This window comes from Sagittula salina (assembly GCF_017813235.1).
Taxonomy (GTDB): Bacteria; Pseudomonadota; Alphaproteobacteria; order Rhodobacterales; family Rhodobacteraceae; genus Sagittula; species Sagittula salina.
The window spans coordinates 112,952-131,963 of record NZ_JAGISH010000009.1 but is presented as its reverse complement, the minus strand read 5'-3'; the positions used below and the strand labels follow the sequence as shown (position 1 = coordinate 131,963).

Below are 19,012 nucleotides of genomic sequence, written 5' to 3'. Positions count from 1 at the left end.
GCCAAGCGTCAGCCTGCTTCCAGCCATGGCTAAAATTTCTGCCAAATTTTTCTCTGATCGGCGCGCCGGGCGCAATTCCGTGGGATGGAACATGTATCCCCCAGTGAATTCGCCCCGCGTGACCGCATCTCGGACATTTCTGCCGAGGAATATTTCAGCCTTCTTCACCCTGAAGGCGGGCGGGGACGTGCGTCGGTCTTCATCAAGCTCGAAAAGGACTGTGTCGAGACCCGATCGCTCGATCGCGATACGCTTTTGACGCAGATCCCGACACTTCTTGATCACACGAGCTTTCTGACGCTCAATCGTTTCTGGTTCGGCCGCCGGGCGAGGTTCCTCGCGGCGTTCAACGCTCTTTATGTCGACCTGGACTACTTCACTACGGATCGGTGGCGGGGCAAGAGCGCCGAGGAGGTGCAGGCAGCCTATGCCGGGATGCTCCTGGTCTCGGGCGTTCCCCAACCTTCGGTCTTTCTACAGTCCGGACGCGGCCTCGCGGCCATCTGGCTGATCCAGGAGCTTCCCGCGGCAGCGCGCCCTCGATGGCAGGCCGCCATGAATGCGCTGATCGAGATATCAATCTCGTTTGGAGTGGACAAAGGCTGCAAAGATAGCTCCCGAGTGTTCCGGATTCCCGAAACCATCAATGAGAAGGCGGGAAAGCCGGTCAGGGTGAGCGGCGGCTCCGGTGATCGGCAAAGGTTCGATGATTTGGCTGATCGCGTCTTCACCGCAGCGGGGAGGCCGACCCGGGCCCAGTTGGACGAACGGAAGAAGTTTGTCACAAGAAAGCTATCGCCCCCAGCCGAGATGCCGAAGGGGCTCACGCAGGCCCGGCGGTTCAAGCTTGTCGTCGAAGACCTCGAGGCGATCAGGATCGCTCATGGCGGTCGCATCCAAGAGGGCTTCCGGAATACGTGGCTGCACCTTTTCGCCACCTGCTTGACCCACATGCGGGACGTCGGCGACATCGAGGGGGAGGTGCGGGCAATGGCGGCCATCGCCACTCCCGGTCTGGAACCGCAGGAGGTGGCTGCAATTGCGAAGCAAGCCGCCGACAAAACCCAACGCGCTCCCTCCTCGGGTGCCCCGGGACAGGAGGGCAGATACTACTATTCAGGCGCGACACTCGCGGAGAAGCTCGACGTTCCGCCACAGATGGCCCGCGAGCTCAATCTCAATCAAATTGTTCCTGGGGTAGAAAAACGGCGCCGCAAGACAGCCGCCGAACGGCAGCGCCGGGCGACGATGGGCGCGATGAGCCGACAGGAGTATCTCGACGAAAACAGTGCCTCCCGCATCAAGCCCTGGGAAACTCTCGGCATCAGCAGGAGCAAGTATTACCAGCTGAAGCAGGCTGGACAGGTTCCCGCTTCCGGCTCAGTGGCCGCGTGGACAGGTCCGTGTCCGCTACAGGGGCGTAGCCAGATCCAGGCCCCCGGGTCAGAGCAGATCATGGCGCCTGATACCCCGCCTCATGGCCACGGAAGCACAACGAACAGCGAACGAACTGCGGAAACGGCAAGATCGGAACAAGAGCGCGAGCGAGGAGAGGTTCGCGATCCGAGCGCAGAAGGTAACGAAGAGGCGGACGACCTTGTCGAGGCGGTAGTTGCAGAGAGGAACTTGGACAAGCTGGAGTGTTCATTCCCGGGTGGCGCGAAGTCGGCTTGCTGTCCCGCGGCCCTTTCGGTGAGGGCAGCGGGACAGCAAGCCGCTTGCAGGCCACTGGGGAGCCATGAGGCTGCGCGAGTTGCGAAAGAGAAAGGAGAGACGGTCGATCTTGTCACCCGAGGCATCCTGCTGAGGGCACTGCTTGGAGAACATCATGTTCGATACTCCAAAGACAGCCTTACTGCCGCGCCACTTTGCAGAAGAAGACAGCGAAGCTCTTCAGAATGCGGCCCTCATGCTGGGCGGACGCCGCTGGTTGAACCGAGCTCAAGATTTACTGGAGTTTCTGCGCGCGGGGCACCCGCTGGATCGAAGCACGCTTCGCGAAGCCGGGGCCCTTCTGGAACTGCTCTCGTCCTCGGAGACACGAGACGTCGCTTCGGTTGACGAAGATTGCCGGAAGATCTGCGATCCAGTAGCGCCCTTTGCCACCGAGATCGAGATGCTGGCGAAAACTCTCGCGGAGGCGCTTTCGCTGATGAATATCGAGGGAAGCCCGCCCCGAAACCCCGTGCATGGGGGATATCAAGATGACTGATGCATGCACACTGCACGATCCGATCACACGGGCGATCTATGACGCACTGACCGCCGCTGAGGCTTTGGAAGCAGCCTTTGCAAACGCGGAGCGAGTTGGTCTTCTGAACGAAGAACGGTTCGAACGAGGCGGCGACCTAAATCGCGGCGAACTTTCTGTGGAGAGCTTCTCTCGCGACGAGATCCATGCCCTGAGGGACCTCGCAGAGAGCCTGGAGCCGGCGATCCTGGGCGAGACCCAAACATGGTTCGTCCACGATGAATGCGACATGTCAGGCGGGCATGAAGAGTCCGCCATTACAAGGCAGGGGGACGCACTTATCTGGCTGCGCTCCTCCCTGAGGAACCTCGCAGATCGCCTCTCTGATGTCGTGAGACTCCAAGAAGCTGAGCAATTGACGATCGCGCTGCAATAATGAGTTGGGTAGGGCCGGCTCGCGGCCCTACCACGTTATTTGGAGGTTAAGCGTAAGCCATCAGGTGTTCGAGCGCTTTACGTTTTTCAGAATTGCGGGGCATCCGGAGAGCGCAATCCTTTGCAATCGACACCAAAGCTCGCGCTGCTTCCCCGCGCGCCATGGTGTCGTTTTTATCATCGAGGGCGTATTCGAACACCGGATGAGGATCGTCTTTGTCAAGAACTGCGACCGTAGCAGCTTGGCCATCGGCTGCCAGCGTGACTTCCACGTCCCGCTGGGTCCTTTTCCCAAGATTGCATTTTCGGATCACTGGGAAACCCAGTTTGGGATTATGGCGGATTTCGAGTTGGAAATCGGCCTCGTCGAGTGCCGACTTGAGTTGTTCGACCTCGTGGGCGGTATAGTGGCAATTAAGAACCGTGCCTCCGGCATGCCCGGCGATCGCCTGCCGTCGACCTTCCTGGATGCCAGCCTGGTCCAGCATGCTCGAGAGGGTCTTGCGGGAGGCGTAGAAGTCCTCCTCGTAGTCCGCCAGACCGAGGTGGCCCAAAATGCCGCGGAGGTGCTTGCCAAAAGCCGAGACCACGTCGCCCTTCTTGCTTCGAGCCAGCGCCTCTGGGAACAGCATCATCTGCTCCTCAGGCAGGTTTTGGAACCATCCTGCGAAGCCAAGTTCCAGAAGAAGCCTGGGAAGCGGGAGGATCCGGCGAGCGCTTGTGGTCTTGCCGGGTGCCTCTGGGCCCCAGTTGAGTGTCAGGCAGAGCTCGCCATCTCGACGAACGACATCGGACTTCTTCAGGTGCAGGATCTCCGTGATGCGCGAGCCCAAAGTCAGCACCAGGAGCGGGACCCAGTAGCTTGCGTCGCGCACCACGATCCGCCCACTTTTCCAGCGGCGATGTTCCGAAGCGCTTCCAGTGAAAAGTGGACTGGTAAGGAAGGCGGCAAGGCGCTCCTTGCTCCAAGGGAGCCGGATTTTGGGCTTCGTGACCCTCACATACAGCTCATCGTCGGTTGCAAGAGATTGCACCAGCCGGTCCAGCTCCTCGTAGGAAATCACTTGCGGGACAGCGCTGCCAAGGGCGCGAGCGACCCTGAACAGACGGCTGAGGCTATCGCGATATTTGCGGAGGGTATTGGTGGTGATGCGGGGCTGCAGTTGTTCTGCCAGCCTCGCTCGTTTCTCGGCCAGGGAGATATCTTCCATGGCGCGGATCTCTTCCATCGCAAGGTAATCATGTGCGTCGGCGGCCGCAATCTCTTCGGTCTTCGAGATGGTCTTACCCTGGGGGCCTTCCCCATTCACCTCTTTCTTGTTGGTCCATGCGTTCTTGCCGTGCTTCTTCCCGTGGTTCTTCGGGAACCGGGCTACCCATTTGAGAAATTCTTCCTGGCGGCTTTGGCCGATCGCGTGGGGAGGAGTATTTCGAAAGAACTCCACGTAAGCGACTTTCAAGGCCGCGGTAATCCGCTTCATCTCCTTGGAGGGGTATCGTCTGTCGACTTCCGCGAACGCGGCGTCTACCCCGACGGGGGCAGCGATGAAGCGGTCGAAGTCATCGATACCATGCTCATCCAGCAGCGGCCGTGCGCTCCGGCGGACATCTTCTCCATCGACGATTTGGATTTCGACCTCGTTGAGGCGCTTCCGCATCGAGAGAGCGCTGCGACCGAGGTCCCCATCGATCTCTGCCGGCATCTCAAGCCCCATTGATCGCGCTGCAACAGCGATCAGCTCGCGCACGTTGCCCCAATCTGCTCGCCTGGCGGCGCGCCGCAGGGATTTGTTCTCTGCTTCCAGCTCCTCGATCCGCGTTTCGATCTCGGCGTCCGTCTGGGCCACAGGCGCGCTTTGCAGATCGAGAAACTGCGCGAGCCTTGTGCGCATCATCTCGGTCAAAATGATCTTGATGTCGGTGGCGGTCAGGGTGCCGGAGTTCAGTGCGTCCACGATCTTGTCTTCCTCTTGCTCGTAGACCGTGAGCAGCGCGGCTGCGCGTTTCACGGCGTCGAGCGGGAGGTCGGTGCGAAGTGAGAGACACAGAAAAAGGTTTGGTTCCCGGTTTGACCCGGTGCGCGGCAGGCGTTTCCGGAAGTAGAAGATCCTCCCCCTGCGCATCAGGTAAGGTCCGGCGGAATGCGGGCGCTTTCGGGTAGGGGCGTAGCTCGTCCGGCGGATGCCGTGTGTCACACTATGTGTCACAGTTTTTGCGGAGTGTGACACATGCCGCACAAAATCAGGCCCGGAGGGCCTGTTTTTCTTGGCTTCGCTTGGAAAGTTGGCTGGGGTGGTAGGATTCGAACCTACGGTACGCGGTACCAAAAACCGTTGCCTTACCACTTGGCTACACCCCAACCGTGGCGCGTTCTCTAATGGGACCGCCGGGAGGGCGCAACCCCCCGCGAGCGGAAAAATTCATTTCTTTTCTGTCATGGCCAAACGGGCGGCGCCCGCTGACCCGGGAGCAAAGGTGAACTGTGCGCGACCTGCCCGTTTTGCGTCATAAAGTGCCGCGTCCGCGCGTTCGTGGGCGGTGGCCGGGTCCAGTCGACCGTCGACCGATATCACGATTCCGATGCTGGCGGAGATGCGCGCCAGTGTTCCTTCCCAGGGCACTGGCTCCTCGATGCGGCGAATCAAGCGGCGTGCCAGCGCCGCCAGGCGCGGGGCGCGAATGAACCCTGTGCAGACCACCACGAACTCGTCGCCCCCCACGCGGGAAACCGTGTCCTCGTGGCGCGTTTCTTCCAACATGACCCGGGCGACCTGCCGCAGCACCTCGTCCCCCGCCGCATGGCCAAGCGTGTCGTTGACTTGCTTGAAAAGATCCAGATCGAGATGCATCAGCGAATAGGGCTGTTTCTGTCGTACGATCCGCTCCATCACCGCGTCCAGCGCGCGCCGGTTGCGCAGGCCGGTCAGCGCGTCGGTAAAGGCGCGCTCCTCCGCCTCCGTCATCGCGCCCTGCAGCCGGAGGTTCAGGTTGCGCGACAGATCCATCGCGGCCGACTGCGCCTCCATCAGCCAGAGCATCTCGATCGCGGGGTCGGTGGTGGCGAAGTCCGTGCTGGTCAGACTGAAGTCCCGTACGGTGTCCATCAGCGCTATGCCAAAACTGAGATTCACCACGGCACCGCCATCACCCGTGGGGACCACCATCCCTTTTAGCGGGGTTCGTGATTCGTTGCGCAATCGCAGGTGCAACTTGCGCCCGCGGGTCTGCAGAAGCGCCGCCATGCCGCCGATTGCACGCGGGCGGTAGACCTCGCAGGCGCTGAGGAAAGGCCTTCCCTCCAGCGCCGGACCGCCGAGTTTCTGCAGCGTCGGCCCCGCCTGCAATATCCGTCCCCTCGCATCGAGCACCGCGTGCAGCGGGCAGATCGCGTTCAGGCTTTCGCTGGGCAGCATCATGACTGGCCCCGCGCCGCGAGGTCGAATTCACGGCCCTCCGCATAGGCGGTTTCGATCAGCGTGATGTCCACAAGTCGCGCGCCGGGTTCCGCATCCAGCAGCACCAATGCGCCGTAATCGTCGGCCATGGCCCGCAACACCCCGATCATCACGCTGGCAAAGCCGCTGAGCCCCTCCCCCACTTCCAGGTGGAAGGAACCAGGGCCCACTTCGTGCAATTCGAGATCCGGCAGAAAGAGATCCCCCACCGCCAGCCGCGCACGGTCCGGCAGGTCGTCCAGCGAATGCAGGAAATCGATGTAATCCACCCCGCCGAAGCGCAGCAGTCGCCTCAACCCCTCGCTGTGGGGATGCGATACGAGGTAGGTGCCGACATCCTCCAGAAAGACGTCGCGCGGCTTGTCCAATGCCTGCTCTGCCGCGCCGATCAGCCCCTCGTAGATTTCGACGGGGTAGGTCAGCATCGCTTCGAACGCAGGCACCGGCAGATCGGCCCGCGAAATGATCGCGTCCCAGGCGGTGTCGCCGTATGTATCCAGGACAAACACCTGAAAGGTTCTGAGAATCAGACCGTGCATGCCGTGACGCTCCGTATACGGGGCTATTACGGGACCATATGACCCCAAGGGGCTTAACACCGGCATAATAGGCGTGTCGGCAAACGGCTCAGAAATCCGTCGGCGCGCCCCCTTCGGCCTTTCTCCGGGCGACGAAATCAGCCAGTTCCTCGGCCACGGCCACCTCCATCGGCGGCGGCTCGAACTCCGCGAGAATACGATGGAAAACCGCGTGGGCGCGCTCCGGCGTCCACGCCGCGCCCGCCACCTGCCATGCCTCGTAGTTCTTCCAGTCCGACAGGAACGGCTGGTAGAATGCCGTCTCGTAGCGATCCTGCGTGTGCTGGCAGCCAAAGAAATGGCCCTGCGGCCCCACCTCCCGGATCGCCTCCAGCGCCAGTGCGTCGTCCGAGCAATCCCAGATCTCCGGCTCCATGTAGCGCTGGATCTGCTGCAGGACCTCGCAATCCATGATGAACTTCTCCGGCGAGGCGATCAGCCCGCCCTCCAGCCAGCCCGCCGCATGGTAGACCATGTTCGTGCCCGATTGCACCGCCGCCCAGAGCGAATGCTCCGTCTCCCACATCGCCTGGCCGTCCGGCACATTCGCCGCACACACGCCCGAAGACCGCATCGGCAGACCGTAGAACCGGGCCATCTGTCCGGTCATCTGCGTCGCGCGCATGTATTCCGGGGTGCCAAAGGCCGGTGCGCCCGTCTTCATGTCGACGTTCGACGTGAACGTGCCGATCACGCAAGGCGCGCCGGGGCGGACCACCTGCGCCAGAACCACCGCCGCCAGTGCTTCGGCAAGTGACTGCGCCACCGCGCCCGCCATGGTCACCGGGGCCATCGCCCCCGCAAGCGTGAAGGGCGTCACCACCAGAGCCTGCCCCCGGCGTGCCAGCCGCATCCAGCCGTCCAGCATCGGCCAGTCATGCTTCAGCGGCGAGGTGGAGTTGATGTTGGTATACATCCGCGGCGTCGCCTCGAACTGCGCATGTGTCAGCCCTCCCGCGATGCGCACCATCTCCATCACGTCCTCGACGCGCTCCGCGCCCAGCGAATAGGCGTGCACCACCTTGTCGCAAAGCGTCAGCTTGTCGTGCAGCACGTCGAGGTGACGCACGCTGGCATGGATGTCCACCGGCTCCACCGGGTAGCCGCCCGCGAAATGGATGCAATTGAAATACTGCGTCAGCTTCAACAGGTTGCGGCATTGCTCCCGTGTTCCGGACACCTTCCGGCCCAGTTCCATGTCCCAGTAGTTCGGCGGCGAGGAGACATTGCCGAACAGCAGGAAATTCCCGCCGATGGGCAACGTCCGGTCAGTGTTGCGCGGCGTGATCGTAAAGGAGGCCGGCGCCCGCCCCACCATCTCCATCACGAAATCGCGCCCCATGCGGACGTTCTCTCCGGTCACCGTGCAGCCGCCCGTCCGGCGCAGGATCTCAAGCGCTTGCGGGTGCAGGAACTCGATCCCCACGTCCTCCAGAATGCGCATCGTCACGTCGTGCATCCGCGCCACCGAGTCCGGCGGCAGCGGCTCTGTCGGGCGGTCGTGGTTCACCGGGATGCGCCATGGCATCTGCTCGATCGTGGCACCGCCGCGCCGCGTGTTGCCCAGCCGGCCGCCGTGGCGCCCCCGGACACGGCGGGGCGCGGGCTGCACTGCTGTGGTTTCGGGGGGGATATCTGATGCGTCCGACATGGCTCTCTCCCGTGGAATGAGCCTATGAGAGCGCGACAATCCCCTGCCCCGCCTGCGCAAAGACGACATGATCGGTCGCTTTCGGTCCCGCCGCCGCGAAAGCGCGGCGATGGGCGTCAGCGGCGCTCAGTGTTTCAACGTGTCGAGCCAGTGTGGCAGCGCGCCGATGTCCTCCAGCACCACCTCCGCGTGGGGGCCCAGCACCTCCGGACCCGCCATGCCGGTGAGCACGCCGACGCAGCGCATTCCCGCCGCCGCGCCTGCCAAGAGGTCGTGCGTGCTGTCGCCCACCATGATCACCCGCTCCGGCACCACGCCCACCGCCTTCGCAAAGGCCAGCAAGGGTTCCGGCGCGGGCTTCGCCCCGAACCCGCTGTCGGCCCCCGCGACAAAATCGAACCGCTGCCGCACCCCCACACCCGTGAGGTGCGCCTCTGCCACATCGAACGTGTCGTTGGTCATCACCCCCAGCCTGAGCCCGCGCAGCAGCAGCGTGTCCATCAGCGGCCCCAGGGGCACGGTCTCGACCAGCGGCGCGCGGGCGGCCTCGTCGATGATGATCGCCTCCAGCGCCTCCACCGCGCGAGGGATCACCAGTGCAAGAAGCTCCGCGACCTCCCGGTTTGTCCCGGCGATGGCCGGGCTGTCGGGCAGGAAAACCCCATCGGCCAGATCGTAGCGCAACACATCCGCCGCCGCCTGCGCCAGCGCCACGTTGCCCGCCGACAGGCGCCCCAGAAGCCGGGCGGCAAAGACGTTCCACGTCGCGCCGAAATCGAACAGCGTGCCGTCCTTGTCGAACAGGATCGCCTGCGGATGGGGTCGCATCATGTCCAGTGCACCTCCCCGCCGCCGGCGAGCACCATGCGCACCTCCGCCAGCTTCGGATAATCCAGTCCGACCGAATCGCAAAAAGCGATGACCCAAGCGTCATCCATCATCAGAAAATCCAGTACGGAAGTTTGAAAGCCCGGGTCTTGCAACCCTTGGCGGAAATCCGTCTCGGATGCGCCACTTGCGCCCATGAAGACCGGCAACAATTCGTCGTTGCCCGCCAGCCAGGCCACTGCCTGCAACCCGACCATCCCGGCAGCTTCCCGCGTATATCCCATCGTGCCCATCCCGTCGAAAGGGTTTCTTAACCATCTGATAGCAAACCTGAGCCCAATCGGAAGTTCAAAAGGATCCCCCTGCTCAGGGGAAGGTCCAGGGGAAGACACACTCAAATGGCAAGCCGGATTCTGGTGGTCGATGCGGTGCCAACGAACCGTATCATATTGCGGGTCAAGCTCTCTGCCGCCTACTACGACGTCGTGCAGGCGACGTCCGGGCAGGCGGCGCTTGCCATGCTGCGCAAGGCGCAGCCGGATCTCGTGCTGACAGCCGCCGATCTGCCGGACATGTCCGGCCGGGCGCTTTGCGCCGCCATTCGACAGAAATCGATGTCCGGCCCCGGCCCGGCCATCCCCGTTGTCGTCATGCATGACGTCGACGAGCCTGGCGAACGGCTGGCTTCGCTGGCGGCGGGGGCCGAGGACGTGCTGACCAAACCCATCGACGACGTGGTCATGCTGGCGCGGCTGCGTTCGCTGCTGCGCGCCCGCGATGCGGAGGCCGAACTGCGCCTGCGCGACGACACCCGGCGCGCGCTCGGGCTCGCGGAACATTCCGCCGAATTCGCCATGCCCGGCCGTGTGCGCGTGGTCTCGCCCGGCCCTCAACCGGAGGTGCGCGGCCTGGTCAACCGCCTCCGGGCGCGCACCGACGACCATATCGAGTTGGTCGATGCTGAGGACGCGCCGCGCGACACCGGCCACCCGCCCGACGTGGTGGTGGTGATCGAATCCCCCGGCATCGCCGGACTCGGGCTTTCGCTTCTGCCGCAACTGCGCGCCAACCGGACGACCCGACAGTCGATGCTGATCTACATCGCCCGCCCGCACCAGCGGAAGGAAGCCGCCTCCGCCCTCGACCTCGGGGCCAACGACCTGATGACCACCGGGCCGGACGTCGACGAACTGGTCATCCGCCTGAAGAAACAGATCACGGCCAAGCGGCTCGGCGACCGGCTGCGCGCGAATATGCGCGACGGTCTGCGCGCGGCGGTCATCGACCCGCTCACCGGGCTCTACAACCGGCGCTACGCGCTCCCGCACATTTCGCGCCTGGCCGATCAAGCCGATGCCCTGCGCCGCCCCTATGCTTTGCTTCTGGCGGATCTCGACCACTTCAAGCAGGTGAACGACGATTTCGGCCACGCGGCGGGGGATGCGGTGCTGGTCGCCCTGTCGCATCGCCTGCGCGACAGCCTGCGCGCCGCCGACCTGATCGCCCGTTGGGGCGGCGAGGAATTCCTCATCGCCATGCCGGACACCGACCGCCGCAAGGCGCAGCGCATGGCGGAACGGCTCTGCGCCATGATGGCGAAACACCCCGTCACCCTGTCGGGCAACCGCCGCATCACCGTGACGCTTTCGATCGGTGTGGCCATCGGCATGCCCGCCGCCCATGACAAGCCCGCCGACCTCGTGTCGCGCGCGGACTCGGCGCTTTACGCGGCCAAGAACAAGGGCCGCAATGCGGTCGTCATGGCCGACACCCTGCGCGCCCTGCCGCTGGCGGCAACACGCGGCCCCCTGCCCCCTGCGCCGAAACCCAACCCACGCCTTCCGCCTCTGGATCCTCTGGCGCAGCGCGACACCGGCACCGACGGCGCCACCATGCCGCCCTGGGGCCTCTCCCGCCCGTGACAGCCCGCACAGCAGTTCCGCGAAACAACGCAGCGGCCATGCCCGGAAAACACAGCCAGCCGCGCGGCCTTCAGGGCACACCGTCCCCGACTTCCCTGTTTTCAGAATACCTCCGGGGATGGACCCATAGGTATAGTTCGGGGGCGGCGCCCCCTGCCACCTTTCAAACCTTGGCAATGTCGGGTCGAACGAGTGAATGACGCGCCGCTGACACCGGCGGCGCATGGGGGTGCTGCAAATATCAGCCAGGCGGCCCCCTGCTCCCTGTCGAACCGTGGCGGCGTCAGGATGGTGTTTCGAATGCCCGACTCGATGCGTCGTCCCATCCGGGGGCGCTGCAACCAACGGCAAAGCTGACCCCCCTTGGCCCGCGCACCGCAGACCCGCCGCCCCCGGTCAGCGTTTCAAAGCCACATCCGCACGGTCAGGGCGACGGCCCTCAGTCCGCGGGCCGTGGCGGCGGACCTGCGTCGCGGTCCCGCCGCCGCTGCAGCCGCAACAGGCTCTCCTCCAGCCGGTCGGCATAGGCCGCGCGGTCTTCCGGATCCATCCGCGCCACGTAATCGCTCAACAGCGCCTGACCACGCGCGCGCGCGGCTGCGCCGCGCTCTGCCTGCTCCGCCATGAGCGCCTCAAGCCGGGCCCCGTCGAAGGGCGCGGCACGCAGGATCTCCAGCGCCTCCCGGTAATCCGCCAAGACCCCCGAGCGGACGCCGCGCGCCTCCTCCGGGTCGCGGAATACCGCACCGCGCCACTCGCGGCGCAGCGCGCGGCGCTGGTCCTCGGTCAGGGCACGCGTGTAGGGCAACGCCGGGTCGGCGCCACCGGGCCGGTCCCGCGGTGGCGGGGGCGGCCCCATCACGAAGAACCCCGCCACGGCCCCCGCAACCGCGAGGTTCAGCGCCAGCGAGGCAAAGAGCACGATCCGCAGCCCCTTGCCCGCGCGCGGCGCCGTCCGGCCGTCATCCCCCAAAGCCATCCGTCATCCTTCCATCAGTGCCAGTTCGAAACCGGACAGCGGGTCCACCCCGAGCTCACCCAGTTCCGCGCCAGTGCCGTTCCACCAGTCATCAAGCCCCAGCGACGCGGGCGGGTTCACCCCCACCCAGAGGCCCACCGCGCAGGCCGCCACCAGCCCGGACAGCCCGGCCCAGCCGCCCAGAGCCGGAACCAGTTGCTCCCAGAGCCCGGTGCGACCGCGCACACGCACCCCTGCCACCGGCATCTCCGCCAGAGCGTCGGCCGTCAACCGCGCCATGAAATCCCCGTCGGGCAACGGCGCCTCCGCGCGCGCAGCGTCAAAGAAGGCATCCAGCATCTCCGGGCCATCCCCGGTCCTGTCACTCGGCTCAATCATCGCCTTCATACCCCAGTTCGGCCCGGCGACCCGACAGGATCGCCTCAAGGGCCCGTTTCCCCCGCGCGGTCAAGGATTCCACCGCGCGCGCCCCGATGTCCATGATCCGTGCGATCTCCGGGTTGGACAGCCCTTCGATATGGCGCAGCACCACCGCCTGCCGCTGCCGTTCGGGCAGCGTGTCCAGCGCTGCCTGTAGCGCCTCCGCGCGCGCCGCCTGCTGCATCGTTTCCACCGCCGAGGGCGCGTCGTCCGCCACCTCCGGCACCGCGTCCAGGTCCGGTCCCTGCCGCCGCCCTTTGCGCATCCGGTCGATGCAGAGGTTCGCCGTCACGCGATAGAGCCAGGTCGTCACCTTCGCCTCGCCGGGACGCCAGTCGGGCGCCGCGCGCCACAGCCGCAAAAGCGCCTCCTGCGTCACGTCCTCCGCCTCTGCACGGTCGCCGCGCAGCATCCGGTAGGCATGCGCCAGCACGCGGGGCGCCAGCCGCTGCGTCAGCGCGCGCGCGGCCGAGGCATCGCCCCGCGCGTAGGCTGCCAGCAGATCCTCGTCGGTCTGATCGCTCATGGCGTCATAAGGCATCCCGGTTCCAGTATCCCTGCGCTACCGTGTCCGGCGGTTCCGCGCAACGCTGGCGTCCCGCACGTCCGGGCCCCGCTCAGGGGGCCCGGTATCCTTCGGCGTCTCGCCGACGGGCCGGTTGACCCGCCGTTTCAGTTTCCGGGGGGCTCAGTTGCCCCCGGTGCCGGGTTCCATCTCCGGCGAAACCGGGGCATTCCGCAGACCATCGCCCTGCGCTTGCCCACGCGGGAACCAGCGGTGCCCGTTCTCGCCCCGTTCGCCGCGCCCTTCGTGGCGACCGAACCGCTCGCCGCGCTGCGCCCGGCGGTCTTGCATGCGCTCCCCGGCAGCCTGCACTTCCCCGGTGCTCAGCGCCCCGTCCTTGTCGGTATCGAGCCGTTCCAGCATCCGGTCAAACAGGTCCGCCGGACGCATCGCCTGCATCTCCTGCTGGCTCAATGCGCCGTCACCGTCGTAGTCGAAGCGTCTGATCATCGCCTCGGTCCGCTTCGCCCGGCGCGTCTCTTGGCGCGCCACGCGCATCGCCTCTGCCTGCGCGGTCAGTTCCTCGGCGCTCAGCTTGCCGTCGCCATCGGTGTCCGCGTCGGAAAAACGCTTGCTGGCGGCCGCCTCCATCTCTGCCTTCGTCACCTTGCCGTCGCCGTCCGCATCGGCATCCGTGATCATCTGCTCCAGCGCCGCGCCGCCCATGGCGCCGCGCGGCCCCATGCCGTCACGGCTGCCGGACTCGCGCCCGTTGTCATGCGCCTGCGCCGCGCCGGCGCCCAGCGCCGCGATCAGCGCCCCGGTGATCCAGAGAGTCGTGGTTGTCTTCGTCATGGTCCTGTCTCCGTGCTTGTCCCGGGGTGCCATGTCCGGCCGCCCCGCGATCCGCCGCTTGCTTACGGCGTCTCTGCAGGCTTCCACGCGCCAACCCGCTGGTCCCGTCGCTCGCCCCGCCGGAAATTTCATCACGCCGCTATCACGAGATCGGCACCGCCTGCCCTTCCGGCACCGCGACACGCCGACGCAAGGACACTACGCCCCCTTTCTAAACCGATACGGAAGTCGCATCTTTCGCGCTCACGGACAGGACCGCGAAGGACCGTACGAGTGGTCCGAAGGGAAGTACGAGGGGCCATGTCACATACAGGCAATATTCCGGAAGGGGCACCGCTGTGGCCCGTCCTCTGGCGCGGCTGGCGCAGACGCTGCCCGAACTGCGGTTCCGGGCCGCTGCTGTCGGGCTACCTGAAGGTCCGCGAAAGCTGCCCCGTGTGCCGTCAGGAACTGCACCACCATCGAGCCGACGACGGCCCCGCCTACCTGACCATTCTCATCGTCGGGCACCTCATGGCACCGTTGCTGCTGGTCGTGTTCGAAACCTGGCGCCCGGACCCGCTGGTGCTCTTCACCATCTTTGCGGTTGGATGCGTGGCGCTTTCCCTCTACCTTCTGCCGCGACTGAAGGGCGGCATCGTCGCCTTCCAGTGGGCGCGCGGCATGGGCGGCTTCGCGCGTTCCGACGGCGGGGCGATCCCCTCCGAACCGGATCATTCCTCCTGACCGGGGGACGTCGGGCCGCCCGACCCGCACCGTCGGTGCGGCATTGCAGAAAGACCGCAGGCGCATGAATCCGGACCAGAACCAGAACCCCGGCCATATGTCAGGCCAGAACTCGGGCCATATGTCGGGCCAGAACTCGGGCCAGAAAACGGGCCAGAAAACGGGCCAGAAAACGGGCCAGAAAACAGGCCAGAAAACAGGCCAGAAAACAGGCCAGAAAACAGGCCAGAAAACCGACCAGACCGCAGATCAGACGTCGGTCAAGCCGACAGCTCCCGACAAGTCCGCGATCCGCCATGCGGCCACCGTCATCGTCATGCGCGACCGGGCCACGCGCCCGCGCGTCCTGATGGGTCAGCGTGGGGCAAAGGCCGCCTTCATGCCGAACAAGTTCGTCTTTCCCGGCGGCGCGGTCGACACTGCCGATAGCGCGGTGAACCTCGCCCGTCCGCTCTCCGCACTCTGCGCGCAAAGGCTTGAGGAGGACGCGACACCCGGCATCTCCCGCGCGCTGGCCGCCGCTGCGGTCCGCGAACTCTGGGAGGAGACAGGCCAGATCCTCGGCCTGCCCGCGCCCTGGCCCGGCTCGATCCCGCCGGATTGGCTCAGCTTTGCCGGCACCGGCCACCGCCCCTCGGCGGAGGCGCTTCAGTTCGTCTTCCGCGCCATCACGCCGCCGGGCCGCCCGCGCCGCTTCGACGCGCGTTTCTTCCTGCTCGACGCAGAGGCTCTGCAATCCGATCCCGACGACTTCACCCACGCCACGGACGAACTGTCCCACCTGCAGTGGATCGCCCTCGACGAGGTGCGCCACTTCGACCTGCCCTTCATCACCGAGGTGGTGCTGGCCGAGGTCGCCGCCCGCGCCACCGACGACACGCCGCCCGACTCGGTGCCTTTTTTCCGAAACGATGACGAAGAAAGTCTCTTCCTGCGCCTCCGCGGGCACGCTCACACCGAATAGCGCCCCAGGATCTTCGACGAAGATCCTGCCCCGGCCACCACGCACGGCACAGGTCTTTCGGACGAAAGACCTGTGCCCCCTTCCAACCGGCCCGATCCGCTCTGGCATACCCCGCCCGCGCGGCCTATCTCTGGACCCATGCTGACCCTGACCGACCACGGCGCCCCCGGGCGCGCAGCCGACGCAACGCCGCTCCTGATCGTCCACGGCCTCTTTGGGTCGGGGCGCAACTGGGGTGTCATCGCCCGCCGTCTTTCGGATGACTGGCGCGTGCTGACCCCGGACATGCGCAATCACGGCGACAGCCCGCGCACCGAAACGCATTCCTACCCCGACCTCGCCGCCGACCTTGCAGAGGTCATCGACAGCGTCGGCGGCCGCGCGCATGTGGTGGGCCATTCCATGGGAGGCAAGGCCGCTATGATGCTGGCACTGCTGCACCCCGAAAAGGTCGCCTCGCTTCTTGTCGCCGACATCGCGCCGGTCAGCTACAGCCACTCGCAGCAGAGGTTTATCGACGCCATGCGCGCCGTGGACCTGACGACCGTGACGAAACGCTCCGACGCCGTAACGCAACTGGCGCGCCACGTGGACGATCCCGCGCTGCAAAGCTTCTTCACACAGTCGCTCGACGTGAAGGCACGGGCGTGGAAATACAACCTCGACACGCTTGAACGGGAGATGCCACAGATCCTCTCCTTCCCTCGGATCGACGCCGCATACTCCGGCCCCACGCTGTTCCTCTCGGGCGGGCGCTCCGACTACGTCCGGACCGAGCACCGCGACACCATCCGCGGCCTCTTCCCCAAGGCGCGGTTCGCCAAGATACCGCAGGCCGGGCACTGGCTGCACGCCGACGACCCCCGGGCCTTCGAGGCCTCCGTGCGCGCCTTCCTCAAGGCGGTCGGCTGAACGGAAGCGATGGAGGGGGCACCGCCCCGGCATTCCGGCGGCGCCCCTCCCAGCAACGCACACAAGCGGTGAAGCAGGAGCGGATCGCTTTAGTTTCGCAGTTTTGAAATATCGCCTCCGGTCTTCGCGAATGAGCAACCGGAAGGCTGGACAGCGGGCGCCGTTGCGGCACCCTGCCCGGCATGACTCCGCGATCAGGCTTCGAGAATCCGCAATTCCCCCACCAGCCAGGGCAGCCTTGCCCAGGCGGGACCGATAACCATGTCGCTCACCAGCATCTTCATGGTGCGGGCCACGTCGCGCGGGACAGCGTCGTCCCAGTCGCCCCCGGCGAACAGCGAAATCGTCCGCGCGAAAGGGGCAAAGGGCAGCGGGTGCGCCTCCAGCTGGTCGTGCAGCCTTGCCGCGCGCATGTAGCCCAGTGGCGTGGTCAGCGCCCAGCCGGTGCCGCGCGCCGCCAGCGTCATCAGCGACAGATGGGCGCCGATCTCGAAACGCTCCGGGAAAGTAAGTTTCAGCCGCGCCAGATGCGCCTCCACCTGCCGGCCGATCAGCTGCGCCCGGTCGTATCGCAGGAGCGGCGCGCGCGTCATCAGCGCTTCGATACTGCCCGCCTCTGCCACCGCGCCCTTTGCACACACGAAAATATAGGGATCGCGCACCAGCGGATATTCGACCACGCCCGGCAGCACTTCGCCGCCGCTCGCCGCGATGCCAAGGTGCAGCCGCCGGGCCTGCAGTTCGGCACGGATCTCGTGACTGGGCGCGGTGATCAGCTTGAAGCGGCATTTCGTCATGCTCTCCGCCAGCATGGTCACCAGCCGCGGCGTCAGGTCGTTGTCGAAATCGTCGATCACCCCGAGGCTCAGCACCGACAGATGCGCGAGGTCCATCACCGTCAGTTCCGATCCCGCCAGACGCAGTTCCCGCAGCACCGCTTTCGTCCGCTGAAGGAAAGCGCGGCCCGCGGGCGTCAGCATCATCGGCCGCCGCCCGTGATCCACGAGGTCGACACCCAGCGCCGTTTCGAGGTTGCGCATCTGCTGGCTGACGGCGGGCTGGCTCAGCCCCGTGGTCTCAGAAGCCTTCGCCACCGACCCGCTTTCAGCCAGCGCCTCGAAGATCTCGAGCCCGCGCAGTGTCACCCCTTTCAACAGCATGGTCCGCGCCTTCTCTTCCGTACCTGAATTCAGCTTTCTGAAATCCACGCGCACGTCAACCCGTTCGAGGCCACCTATGCCACGCTTGATCAAATCCGCCCCTGGCCTGTCCGCCACCGCGCCATCCGACATCGGTGACACTGTTCGGGTCATGCTCGGGCACCTCCGGCAAGGTGGCGAAGGGGCCACCCGCGACCTTGCCCGCCGCCTGGATGGTTGGGAGGGTCCGATCGTCACCCCACCAGAGGTCATCGCCGCCGCCGCGGCACAGGTGCCGCCCGCGCTGAAGCAGGCGCTGGCCTATGCCCATGATAACATCCGCCGGTTCGCGGTCGCGCAACGCGCCTCCCTCACCGATTTCGAGACCGAACTGCGTCCCGGCCTGCGTGCCGGGCAGCGCGCCATTCCCGTCGATGCAGCGGGCGCCTATGTCCCCGGCGGACGCTATGCGCATATCGCCTCTGCGCTGATGACGATCGCCACGGCCAAGGCCGCCGGGGTGCCGCATGTCACCGCCGCCGCGCCGCCAAGGGACCGGGGCGGGATCCACCCCGCTACGCTTTACGCGATGCAACTCGCGGGCGCGGATACGATTTTGACGCTGGGTGGCGTGCAGGGCATCGCCGCCATGACGCTCGGATTATTCGGTACGCCGCCGGTGGACATCCTCACCGGTCCCGGCAACGCCTACGTGGCGGAGGCCAAGCGCCAGCTTTTCGGACCTATCGGCATCGACGCCCTGGCCGGGCCCACCGACCTGATGATCCTCGCCGATGCCACCGCCGATCCGGCGCTGGTGGCGCTCGACCTCGCCGGGCAGGCAGAGCACGGGCCGACGTCGCCGTGCTGGCTGATTACCGATCACGCGCCCGTCGCCCACCGGGTGCATGCCCTGATGCCGGAAACCTGCGACCGTCTCGGGCCTGGAAACAGCGCCACCGCGCGCCAGGCCTGGGACGCCATGGGCCAGATCTTTCTGTGCCGGGACCGCGCCGAGATGGCTTCGGAGGCCAACCGCATCGCTCCCGAGCATCTGCACCTGCATACCGCCGACCTGGACTGGTGGCAGGCGCAACTGAGCGCCTACGGGTCGCTCTTTCTCGGGGCGCGGACGACGGTGGCCTTCGGGGACAAGGCCGCCGGGCCGAACCACGTGCTGCCCACCGGCGGCGCGGCACGCTATACCGGCGGTCTTTCGGTACTGAAGTTTCTCAAGACAGTGACCTGGCAACGCGCCGAGGATGAAGCCCTGCCGGATCTCGCCCGCGCCACCGCGACGATCTCCCGCGCCGAGGGAATGATCGGCCACGCCCTGACGGCCGAGGCCCGCCTCGCGCCGGAGAACGGGGCGTTGCGGGAGAACGGGGCGTTGCGGGGCGGACCTCTCCAGGCTGCGGACCTCTCCAGACCAGGGAATTGAATCCCGATATC

18 protein-coding genes and 1 tRNA gene are annotated in these 19,012 nt (G+C 65.9%); 7 read left to right on the top strand and 12 right to left on the bottom strand.

The window, feature by feature from the left end; translation table 11 throughout:
- The first annotated feature begins 84 nt into the window (after nt 1–84).
- Complete coding sequence (locus J5474_RS16285; protein WP_209361984.1) at nt 85–2,061, top strand: hypothetical protein; 1,977 nt, start codon at nt 85–87, stop codon at nt 2,059–2,061.
- Between the two features lie 143 nt (nt 2,062–2,204).
- Nucleotides 2,205–2,627: a hypothetical protein gene (locus J5474_RS16280; protein ID WP_209361981.1), complete on the top strand. Its 423-nt coding sequence runs from the start codon at nt 2,205–2,207 to the stop codon at nt 2,625–2,627.
- A gap of 46 nt (nt 2,628–2,673) precedes the next feature.
- Here the strand turns inward: J5474_RS16280 and J5474_RS16275 are convergent, their stop codons facing one another.
- From J5474_RS16275 to J5474_RS16245, 7 genes are all read right to left on the bottom strand, one after another.
- On the bottom strand, nt 2,674–4,749 hold the full coding sequence (locus J5474_RS16275; protein ID WP_245216516.1) for a site-specific integrase: 2,076 nt from the start codon (nt 4,747–4,749) through the stop codon (nt 2,674–2,676).
- A gap of 161 nt (nt 4,750–4,910) precedes the next feature.
- Nucleotides 4,911–4,985: transfer RNA gene (locus J5474_RS16270), tRNA-Gln, on the bottom strand.
- Nucleotides 4,986–5,046: 61 nt separating this feature from the next.
- On the bottom strand, nt 5,047–6,042 hold the full coding sequence (locus J5474_RS16265) for a GGDEF domain-containing protein (RefSeq protein WP_209361979.1): 996 nt from the start codon (nt 6,040–6,042) through the stop codon (nt 5,047–5,049).
- Nucleotides 6,039–6,620, bottom strand: a complete 582-nt coding sequence (locus tag J5474_RS16260) for a heme NO-binding domain-containing protein (protein ID WP_209361978.1) — start codon at nt 6,618–6,620, stop codon at nt 6,039–6,041. The genes J5474_RS16265 and J5474_RS16260 overlap by 4 nt, the downstream gene beginning before the upstream one ends.
- 88 nt (nt 6,621–6,708) lie before the next feature.
- Nucleotides 6,709–8,310 carry a trimethylamine methyltransferase family protein gene (locus J5474_RS16255; RefSeq protein ID WP_209361977.1) on the bottom strand — a complete coding sequence of 534 codons (1,602 nt, stop codon included), beginning with the start codon at nt 8,308–8,310 and terminating at the stop codon, nt 6,709–6,711.
- Nucleotides 8,311–8,436: 126 nt separating this feature from the next.
- A complete protein-coding gene (locus J5474_RS16250) occupies nt 8,437–9,138 on the bottom strand; it encodes an HAD family hydrolase (RefSeq protein ID WP_209362120.1) in 702 nt (233 codons plus the stop codon).
- On the bottom strand, nt 9,138–9,422 hold the full coding sequence (locus tag J5474_RS16245; protein ID WP_209362118.1) for a DUF3572 domain-containing protein: 285 nt from the start codon (nt 9,420–9,422) through the stop codon (nt 9,138–9,140). Before J5474_RS16245 ends, J5474_RS16250 begins: the two co-directional genes overlap by 1 nt.
- A gap of 114 nt (nt 9,423–9,536) precedes the next feature.
- Here J5474_RS16245 and J5474_RS16240 point away from each other — a divergent pair, with 114 nt between their 5' ends.
- Nucleotides 9,537–11,060, top strand: coding sequence for a diguanylate cyclase (locus tag J5474_RS16240; protein ID WP_209361976.1), 1,524 nt, complete (start codon nt 9,537–9,539; stop codon nt 11,058–11,060).
- A 439-nt stretch (nt 11,061–11,499) separates the two neighbouring features.
- Here J5474_RS16240 and J5474_RS16235 read toward each other — a convergent pair whose 3' ends face one another.
- The 4 genes from J5474_RS16235 to J5474_RS16220 form a co-directional block, all read right to left on the bottom strand.
- Entirely contained in the window at nt 11,500–12,039 is a 540-nt protein-coding gene (locus tag J5474_RS16235) for a periplasmic heavy metal sensor (RefSeq protein ID WP_209361975.1), read from the bottom strand.
- A 3-nt stretch (nt 12,040–12,042) separates the two neighbouring features.
- Nucleotides 12,043–12,426: a hypothetical protein gene (locus J5474_RS16230; protein WP_209361974.1), complete on the bottom strand. Its 384-nt coding sequence runs from the start codon at nt 12,424–12,426 to the stop codon at nt 12,043–12,045.
- Entirely contained in the window at nt 12,410–13,000 is a 591-nt protein-coding gene (locus J5474_RS16225) for an RNA polymerase sigma factor (RefSeq protein WP_209361973.1), read from the bottom strand. Before J5474_RS16225 ends, J5474_RS16230 begins: the two co-directional genes overlap by 17 nt.
- Before the next feature lie 147 nt (nt 13,001–13,147).
- Complete coding sequence (locus J5474_RS16220) at nt 13,148–13,819, bottom strand: EF-hand domain-containing protein (protein WP_245216515.1); 672 nt, start codon at nt 13,817–13,819, stop codon at nt 13,148–13,150.
- A 300-nt stretch (nt 13,820–14,119) separates the two neighbouring features.
- Between J5474_RS16220 and J5474_RS16215 the strand changes: the two genes are divergently transcribed.
- From J5474_RS16215 to J5474_RS16205, 3 genes are all read left to right on the top strand, one after another.
- On the top strand, nt 14,120–14,545 hold the full coding sequence (locus tag J5474_RS16215) for a DUF983 domain-containing protein (protein WP_209361972.1): 426 nt from the start codon (nt 14,120–14,122) through the stop codon (nt 14,543–14,545).
- A gap of 316 nt (nt 14,546–14,861) precedes the next feature.
- Complete coding sequence (locus tag J5474_RS16210; RefSeq protein ID WP_245216525.1) at nt 14,862–15,509, top strand: NUDIX hydrolase; 648 nt, start codon at nt 14,862–14,864, stop codon at nt 15,507–15,509.
- A 138-nt stretch (nt 15,510–15,647) separates the two neighbouring features.
- On the top strand, nt 15,648–16,421 hold the full coding sequence (locus tag J5474_RS16205; RefSeq protein ID WP_209361971.1) for an alpha/beta fold hydrolase: 774 nt from the start codon (nt 15,648–15,650) through the stop codon (nt 16,419–16,421).
- A gap of 194 nt (nt 16,422–16,615) precedes the next feature.
- On the opposite strand, the gene J5474_RS16200 is transcribed toward J5474_RS16205, so the two are convergent.
- Nucleotides 16,616–17,581 (bottom strand): LysR family transcriptional regulator, encoded by a 966-nt coding sequence (locus J5474_RS16200; RefSeq protein WP_209361970.1) that lies wholly within the window; start codon nt 17,579–17,581, stop codon nt 16,616–16,618.
- 76 nt (nt 17,582–17,657) lie between these two features.
- On the opposite strand from J5474_RS16200, the gene hisD reads away from it, so the two are divergent.
- A complete protein-coding gene (hisD, locus tag J5474_RS16195) occupies nt 17,658–19,001 on the top strand; it encodes a histidinol dehydrogenase (protein ID WP_209361969.1) in 1,344 nt (447 codons plus the stop codon).
- Nucleotides 19,002–19,012: the final 11 nt, after the last annotated feature.

Coding starts and splice junctions, on each gene's coding strand:
- J5474_RS16285 (WP_209361984.1), top strand. CDS start 85: ATGGAACATGTATCCCCCAGTGAATTCGCCCCGCGTGACCGCATCTCG.
- J5474_RS16280 (WP_209361981.1), top strand. CDS start 2,205: ATGACTGATGCATGCACACTGCACGATCCGATCACACGGGCGATCTAT.
- J5474_RS16275 (WP_245216516.1), bottom strand. CDS start 4,749: ATGCGCAGGGGGAGGATCTTCTACTTCCGGAAACGCCTGCCGCGCACC.
- J5474_RS16265 (WP_209361979.1), bottom strand. CDS start 6,042: ATGATGCTGCCCAGCGAAAGCCTGAACGCGATCTGCCCGCTGCACGCG.
- J5474_RS16260 (WP_209361978.1), bottom strand. CDS start 6,620: ATGCACGGTCTGATTCTCAGAACCTTTCAGGTGTTTGTCCTGGATACA.
- J5474_RS16255 (WP_209361977.1), bottom strand. CDS start 8,310: ATGTCGGACGCATCAGATATCCCCCCCGAAACCACAGCAGTGCAGCCC.
- J5474_RS16250 (WP_209362120.1), bottom strand. CDS start 9,138: ATGCGACCCCATCCGCAGGCGATCCTGTTCGACAAGGACGGCACGCTG.
- J5474_RS16245 (WP_209362118.1), bottom strand. CDS start 9,422: ATGGGATATACGCGGGAAGCTGCCGGGATGGTCGGGTTGCAGGCAGTG.
- J5474_RS16240 (WP_209361976.1), top strand. CDS start 9,537: ATGGCAAGCCGGATTCTGGTGGTCGATGCGGTGCCAACGAACCGTATC.
- J5474_RS16235 (WP_209361975.1), bottom strand. CDS start 12,039: ATGGCTTTGGGGGATGACGGCCGGACGGCGCCGCGCGCGGGCAAGGGG.
- J5474_RS16230 (WP_209361974.1), bottom strand. CDS start 12,426: ATGAAGGCGATGATTGAGCCGAGTGACAGGACCGGGGATGGCCCGGAG.
- J5474_RS16225 (WP_209361973.1), bottom strand. CDS start 13,000: ATGCCTTATGACGCCATGAGCGATCAGACCGACGAGGATCTGCTGGCA.
- J5474_RS16220 (WP_245216515.1), bottom strand. CDS start 13,819: ATGACGAAGACAACCACGACTCTCTGGATCACCGGGGCGCTGATCGCG.
- J5474_RS16215 (WP_209361972.1), top strand. CDS start 14,120: ATGTCACATACAGGCAATATTCCGGAAGGGGCACCGCTGTGGCCCGTC.
- J5474_RS16210 (WP_245216525.1), top strand. CDS start 14,862: ATGCGCGACCGGGCCACGCGCCCGCGCGTCCTGATGGGTCAGCGTGGG.
- J5474_RS16205 (WP_209361971.1), top strand. CDS start 15,648: ATGCTGACCCTGACCGACCACGGCGCCCCCGGGCGCGCAGCCGACGCA.
- J5474_RS16200 (WP_209361970.1), bottom strand. CDS start 17,581: ATGCTGTTGAAAGGGGTGACACTGCGCGGGCTCGAGATCTTCGAGGCG.
- hisD (WP_209361969.1), top strand. CDS start 17,658: ATGCCACGCTTGATCAAATCCGCCCCTGGCCTGTCCGCCACCGCGCCA.